Source organism: Streptosporangium sp. NPDC048886, assembly GCF_055586905.1.
The window spans coordinates 203637-210401 of record NZ_JBVJHH010000015.1; the positions used below are offsets into that span (position 1 = coordinate 203637).

General features: G+C 71.4%; 8 protein-coding genes. 4 read left to right on the forward strand and 4 right to left on the reverse strand.

The features are described 5' to 3' along the window. The first annotated feature begins 22 nt into the window (after window positions 1–22). A complete protein-coding gene (locus ACZ6R6_RS20740) occupies window positions 23–2230 on the forward strand; it encodes a helix-turn-helix transcriptional regulator (protein ID WP_470095530.1) in 2208 nt (735 codons plus the stop codon). Window positions 2231–2261: 31 nt separating this feature from the next. Here the strand turns inward: ACZ6R6_RS20740 and ACZ6R6_RS20745 are convergent, their stop codons facing one another. After that, window positions 2262–2657 (reverse strand): Tn3 family transposase, encoded by a 396-nt coding sequence (locus ACZ6R6_RS20745; protein ID WP_470095532.1) that lies wholly within the window; start codon window positions 2655–2657, stop codon window positions 2262–2264. A gap of 139 nt (window positions 2658–2796) precedes the next feature. On the opposite strand from ACZ6R6_RS20745, the gene ACZ6R6_RS20750 reads away from it, so the two are divergent. Next, window positions 2797–3243 carry an Hsp20/alpha crystallin family protein gene (locus ACZ6R6_RS20750; protein WP_470095534.1) on the forward strand — a complete coding sequence of 149 codons (447 nt, stop codon included), beginning with the start codon at window positions 2797–2799 and terminating at the stop codon, window positions 3241–3243. 90 nt (window positions 3244–3333) lie between these two features. Beyond that, on the forward strand, window positions 3334–3645 hold the full coding sequence (locus ACZ6R6_RS20755; RefSeq protein ID WP_306859273.1) for a MerR family transcriptional regulator: 312 nt from the start codon (window positions 3334–3336) through the stop codon (window positions 3643–3645). 112 nt (window positions 3646–3757) lie between these two features. On the opposite strand, the gene ACZ6R6_RS20760 is transcribed toward ACZ6R6_RS20755, so the two are convergent. Beyond that, window positions 3758–4084, reverse strand: coding sequence for a hypothetical protein (locus ACZ6R6_RS20760; RefSeq protein WP_470095536.1), 327 nt, complete (start codon window positions 4082–4084; stop codon window positions 3758–3760). A 233-nt stretch (window positions 4085–4317) separates the two neighbouring features. Between ACZ6R6_RS20760 and ACZ6R6_RS20765 the strand changes: the two genes are divergently transcribed. Beyond that, window positions 4318–4875: a substrate-binding domain-containing protein gene (locus tag ACZ6R6_RS20765; protein WP_470095538.1), complete on the forward strand. Its 558-nt coding sequence runs from the start codon at window positions 4318–4320 to the stop codon at window positions 4873–4875. Between the two features lie 66 nt (window positions 4876–4941). Here ACZ6R6_RS20765 and ACZ6R6_RS20770 read toward each other — a convergent pair whose 3' ends face one another. Further along, window positions 4942–6300, reverse strand: coding sequence for a hypothetical protein (locus ACZ6R6_RS20770; protein WP_470095540.1), 1359 nt, complete (start codon window positions 6298–6300; stop codon window positions 4942–4944). 225 nt (window positions 6301–6525) lie between these two features. Continuing rightward, window positions 6526–6765: acyl-CoA carboxylase biotin carboxyl carrier protein subunit (locus tag ACZ6R6_RS20775; RefSeq protein WP_470095542.1), on the reverse strand; the 240-nt coding region annotated here is incomplete at its 5' end.

Sequence of the window (6765 nt, forward strand, 5' to 3'; positions counted from 1 at the left end):
ACCACTGGATAGCGTTACCGGTGTGCATGATCTGCAAAGGGCGGAGATATCAGCCGCCACAGCACGTACGGCCAACGGCACCAGCACCGCCCTCGTCGTGCATGGTGAGGCCGGCATCGGCAAGACCACGCTGGTGGAGGGCGTCCCGGCAACGCTGCGTGTCGCCGGCATCGAGGCCGAGGCGGACTTGCCGTACGCGGCCATGGACCGACTGCTGCGCCCCTTGGCCGCGCGGGTCGAGACGCTCCCGGCCGCACAGGCTCAGGCACTGCGCGGACTCGTGACCCGCCCTGAACAGAACCCGTACATGGTCGGCCTCTCCCTTCTCGTGCTGCTGTCGGACCTGGCACCCGCGACGGTCGTGATTGACGATGCGCACTGGCTTGACCGGCAGACGTCCGAGGCGCTGCTGTTCACCGCCAGACGGCTGGACACCGATGGCGTCGCGATGATCTTCATGGCGGAGGACGGGTTCTCCGCGCCGGGTCTGCGCTCACTCACCCTGGAGCGGTTGCCGGACGCGGCTGGTCTGCTCGACGGCATCGAGCTGAATCCTCAGGTGCGGGCCAGGATCGTTCGGGAGGCGGCAGGGAACCCGCTGGCGCTGCTGGAGTTCGCCCGCGCGCTCACCTCCGAGCAGCGCCTTGGCCAGGTCATGCCCGTGTCCGTGTTGCCTACGGGCAACGCCGTGCTGGCCCGGTTCGGGCACCGCATAGCCACGTCCGTGGCCTACGAGAGCCGTCCGCTCCTGACCCTGGCGGCCGCCGAGCCAGACGGCGACCTGGCGACCGTCATGGCGGCCGCGACGGCGCTCGGCCTGGCCGAGCGCGACCTGGCCGCGGCGGAGGGAGTACTGCGCGTGAGCGGGATGCGGCTCGCCTTTCGCCATCCCCTGGAGCGCAGCGCCGCCTACTACCTGGTCCCGCTGACCGACCGGCTGCGCGTCCACCGCGCGCTGGCCGAGGCGACGGCCGATCCGATCCGCCGCCTCGGCCACCTCGCCGCGGCCACCCTCACCCCCGACGAACAGATCGCGGCCGAACTGGAAGATCTCGCCCGACGCTCCGATCCGGCACTTGCGGCCTGCGTGCTCGACCACGCGGCGCAGCTCAGCCCGGTCCCGGCCGAGCGCACCCGGCGCAGCAGCGAGGCGGCCAGGAATCTGCTGCACACCGACGACCACGAGCGCGCACTGTCCCGCCTGGCCCGGCACGCCGGCGTCCACGACGCCCTGCTCGCCGGGGACGACCAGGCCGCCCTGGCCCTGGCGGCCAAGCAGATCGCCCACCTACGCAAGCGTGGCACGCCGGGCGAGCTGCCCGAGCTCCTGGGCCTGCTCGCGCGGGCCCAGGTCGCGGCCGGCCAGTACGGCGAGGCCCGGGCGTCCCTTGCGGAGGCCGCGCAGATCGCCGGTGCCGTGGGCGGGGAAGAACCGTCCACCGAGCCGCTGGCAGAGATCGCCGCCATCCAGGGTGACGCGACCGGTCTGCCGGGGCTGCTGGCGCTGGGCCAAGGCCGCTACGAGGAGGCGCTTCGGCATCTCCAGGTCGCCTGGCGGAAACGGCCGACGGCCATGACGGTCGCGGCTGATCTGGTGGAAGCCGCCGTCCGTGCGGGCAGGCCGGAACTCGCCGCCGAACCGCTGGATCGGCTCACCGCCTGGGCTCGATCCGGTGGCCAGGCCTGGGCTCAAGCCGTCGCGCTGCGTACACGCGCCTTGGTCGCTTCCGAGGAAGAGGCAGGCGAACTGCTGGCGCGAGCCGTCCACCTGCACGAGGGAGCGGGCCGCCCCTTCGAGCGAGCACGGACCGCGCTGCTGTTCGGCCAGTGGCTGCGCAGAGCGCGACGCAAGGCCGAGTCCAGGCACCCGCTGCGATTGGCCACCGAGCTGTTCGAACGCCTCGGCGCCAGGCCCTGGGCGGACCGTGCCCGCGGTGAGCTGAGCGCGTCAGGCGCGGCGTCCGCGACCGCTGCGCCACCCGGCAAGGATCCGCTCGACGGCCTGACCCCGCAGGAACGCCGGATCATCCAACTGGCCGCTGCGGGCGTCAGCAACCGCGAGATCGCCGCGCAGCTCTTCCTCAGCCCCCGCACGGTGGAATACCACCTCTACCGCGCCTACCCCAAGCTCGGCGTGAGCTCCCGCCACGACCTCCACAAGGCCCTGGCCGCTGTCACCTCGCGGTCGAATGGACCCCGATCTTCGGAGGGCTCGCCGACCCCGTGGTAGTGCCGATACGGCCGTGGACCGACCCCGTGCGTTACGGGGCGCTGGGCCGCCCGAGCGGAACGCCGTCCAGCTCCAGGTGGCGACTCATGTCGAGCTCGAAGCGGCCATACAGGTTCAGATGGGACCAGAACAGGGCGGTCAGCCCGCGCCGGTCGGCCGGGCTCAGCCGTTTTCGCCAGGCCGGATCGCGCAGCACGATCTGGATCAGGTGCGTGTCGAGGTAGGTGATGGCGGCGGCGATGAGGTGCAGCGCCAGCGTGGAGACCTCAACGTTCTCGCGATCGTCGCCGGTCAGGTCGCCGGCGTCGACGGGACCAAGATCCGCGGCGACGCGGTCGGCGCCTCGGCCGGCGAGTGGATCGCCTTCGAGGACGTGGATCCCGGCCGGGTGCGGCCCGCGCCCCGTCCGGTGCGGCGCGGGCCGCACCGGCCACCCCAGGGGGCCGACGCGGATTTCCGCTGAAGGTACTTGCGCTCACTGCTGTCGGTAACTTATAACTTCAGTAAGAGCTTTTCGAGAAGGCAGGCTTGAGGATACCTGCCTGGTCCAATGGAGGTGGTTACCGATGCTGCTGACGTCGATCGACCCGTTCGTCCAGGAGTTCGACCGTCAGTTCGACCGGCTCGCGCGGCAGGCTCTCGGCTGGGGCGAGAGCGACACGCGCGGGGCCATGCCGCTGGACGGCGTCCGCCGCAAGGATGACGTTCTGCTCAAGTTCGACCTGCCCGGCATCGACCCCGACTCCATCGAGGTGACCGTCGACCGCGGCGTGCTCTCCGTGAGCGCCCGCCGCGAGGAGGAGCACGGGCAGGACGACCGGCTGTTCGTGCGCGAGCGTCCGATGGGCACCTTCACCCGCCGGGTCTACCTCTCCGAGCACCTCGACAGCGAGAAGGTCGACGCCGCCTACTCCAACGGCGTCCTGGCCGTGCGCATCCCGGTGATCGAGAGGGCGAAGCCTCGCAAGGTCGAGATCCACAAGACCGACGAGGTCAAGTCGATCAAGGCCTGAACGCCCATGATCTGAACAGCGAACCTCGACAGGGTGGGCGCCGGGTCCCGGCGCCCACCCTGCGGCGTTCACGCCACCGCGGAAAGAGTGATGATGGTCAGGCTCCCCTTCGACGACGAACACGCCCCGCTCTACTCGGTCGGCCAGGTGGCCGACATGCTCCACGTCGAACAGGCCTTCCTGCGCCGTCTCGACGAGCACGACGTGGTACGGCCCGCCCGCTCCAGCGGCGGCCAGCGCCGCTACACCCGTCACGAGATCGGGGACCTCCAGAACGCCATCCAGCTCGTCGGCGAGGGCATGACTCTCGCCGCCGTCCGCCGCATCTTCGAGCTGCAGCACCAGGTCAGGGAGCTCCAGGAGGAGCTGGCCAGGGAGCGGGCCGCCCGCCGGGAGGGCTAAGGCCGGGTGGCGCTCCAGACTTGTCCTGGCCGCCCTCTTGCCGCCATTCTTGGTGGTGCCGGTGCCGGCGGGTGAGGTCAGGTCACCCGCCGGCCCGGTGTCTACGGAGTCCTCAAGCACGGCCGTTGTCCCGCAGGACCTTCAGGTGGAAGTCCCGGGCCCCGTCGCCGCCGTCCCGCCGCCACTCGGTGACGATCTGCTCGGCGTCGCCGACCGGGCGCCGGCCGCGCATGATGTCGGTGAACTTGTCCTCGGTGGGGATCTGCAGACCGGAGTACTTCGACGGCCGCCGGATCCGGATCCCGTCGAAGGGGGTCTTCTCGATGTACTGGAAGGTGGCGTGCTGCCACTCGACGTCGGCCTTGACCGCGTCGGGGTAGACCCGGTCCACGTCGGCAGGGGACAGGTCCGGGGTGGAATTAGTTCGTCTGCTGGCCAAACAAGTCAGTCCAGGGTGACCCCGGCCACAAGGGACCGCCGACCGCCGACCGCCGATCGCCGATCGCGGGCCGGCGGCCGGTTGCCACAGATCGGTGAACGATGGGGCATGATGGGGCCGGCCTGGCCGCGCGGGAACGGGACTGACCTTGATCGCATCTACGACGGACCCGCAGCCGGCGGACTTCGCCGACGTCCGGGCCACCAACCTCGCCGTCGTGCTGAGGTTCGTGCGTGAACACGCGCCCTGCTCGCGGGCGGACATCGCGGCCTCCATTCGCCCGGGCCGGCGCGCTCTGCGTGGAGCGCCTGGCCGGACGCGGGCACCGGGAGGTCGCGCTGCTCGGCGCCCCCTCGGTGGTCTACGACCGGGGCACCGGCTTCGCCCGCCGCACCAGGGAGGGGTTCACCGAGGCCGTGGCCGAGCACGGCCTGACCGGGGTGGCCCTGCCGTGCGAGGACACCTTCGACCAGGTGTCGGCCGCGGTGGGCGAGCTGCTGGAGACACGGCCCGGCCTGTCCGGGCTGGTCGTGCACAACGAGGCCGCGGTCGACCACGTGCTCGGCGCGCTGCGCCAGTACGGCAGGCGGGTGCCCGGGGAGATCGCGGTGGTGGCGATCTGCCCCGACGACATCGCCGAGCGCTCCGGCCCGGCGCTCACCTCGGTGCTGATCCCGGCCGAGGAGGTCGGCCGCCAGGCGGTGCGGCTGCTGATGGACAAGCTCGCGGGCCGCGCCGTACCCGACGGCACGCTGCTGGAGCCCCGGCTGACCGTCCGTGACAGCACCTGAACGGCTCCTGACATGATGACGGGCGCGCCCCCTGGGGGACGCGCCCGTCTCGGCTGTCAGCGGTGACTACCAGTCGCCGCCGCCGAAGTCACCACCGCCGAAGTCGCCGCCGCCGCCGAAGTCACCCCAGCCGCCGCCGCCGAAGTCGCCGCCGCCGCCGCCGAAGTCACCTCCGCTCTCGGCCGCGCCGTCCGCGTAGCCGGCGCCGTAGCCGCCCATGCCCCAGCCGCCGCCCATCATGCTGCCGAGCATGGTGCCGACGAGCATGCCGGTCATGACGTCGCCGAAGCCGCCGTAGTAGCCGTAGGCGTAGGGCTGGTAGGCCGGGCCCGCGTCGTAGTAGGGGCGGCGCTGGCCGTTGACCATGACCTCGCGCGTCTGCGGCTCGAAGCCGCGCTCGATCGCCTCCGCGTCGCCCGCGCAGGCGGGCACGTCGCGCACCGCGCCGCCGGGGGGCGCCCAGCGGACGTCACGGACCGAGGGGCCGTGCTGCGGGTTGAAGAAGCAGGGCGAGCGCCGCTCGGGGAGCGGCTGGTGGTTGACGCGGGCCTTCACGCAGGCGAGGGCGTAGCGGCCCTCCTCCAGCGCGGTGGTCACGCCGCGCAGCTCGTCGGGGCGCTTGACCGCCGTGAGCTCCACCTTGGCCCGCTCGTAGGAGTCGAGCGCGCGCTGCCAGTCCTGCTGGTGCGCGGCGCCGTCGCCGAGCAGCTTGACGTCGGTGTCGAGGTCGGTGATCTCCTCACCGAACTTGGTGACGTCCTCGTCGACGGTCTGCTTGACCGCGGCCAGCTCGGCGGCCTCGCGGGCCTCGCGCTGCTGCTTCTTCTTGCGGGAGTAGAAGAAGATGCCCGCGCCGCCGGCCAGGGCCAGCACCAGGATGCCGACCAGCACGCCCGCGCTGGAGCCGCCGCCGGAGGAGGAGCCGGAGCTGGAGCCGACGCCCGCGCCGGTGGCCGCGTCGTCCGCCAGCTTGACGAAGTTGATCACGTTGTCCGTCGGGCTGGCGGTGGTCTTGGCCCGGCCCAGGAGCTCGTCGACGTCGACACCCTTGATGTTGGAGGTGCCGAACGGGGTCTTGCCGCTCATCAGCAGGACGGTGGACTTGCCGCCGATGTCCTTGCGGACCGAGGTCAGCATGGTCCTGGCCTGCGACTGGCTGGTGATCGAGCCCTGCGGCAGCAGCGCCACGTAGACCGAGGAGGTCTGCTCGGCGGCGCTGCTGATGGCGTCGGCGGCGTTGGCCGGCACTTCCGCGGCGGGGTCGATGTAGGTGTGATCTCCGTCCTTCAACCCTGCGGAGACCGTGCTGGGGTCGGGCGCCGCGGCGTTGGCCGCCGGCGCGATCATGAAGATGGCCAGCAGTCCGGCGAATAGCGCGACGATCGCGACACCGAGACGACCTGGCGCGGATTTAGTGGTGATCACGGCAGAAAGCCTCCTTCGCCCTGAAAGACGAATGAGTGGACGTCAGAGTTCCCTACCGCTTGACCGTATCCCCTCCCGGGCCACGTGTCGCAACGAGATCGTCATCAGGCCGGTCGTGGTGCGCCCGCACACCTGCTGTACGTGCTGTCAACAGCGGTTGTTCACCCCGGGCGGAACGTCTGTGGATCTTCCGATCAGCGTGGAGGGGCCGTTGGGGTGGGGTGGTCAGGTGTCCTTGATGTCGCAGAGGGCGGCGCCGGCGGTGACGCTGTCGCCCACCCCGGCCCGTAGCCCGGTCACGGTGCCCGCCTTGTGCGCGGTCAGCGGCTGTTCCATCTTCATCGCCTCCAGCACCACGATCACGTCCCCCGCGGCCACCACGTCGCCGTCGGCGGCCACGACCTTCACGATCGTGCCCTGCATCGGGCTGATCAGGCCGTCGCCGCCGGCGGCGGCCTTGCGGCC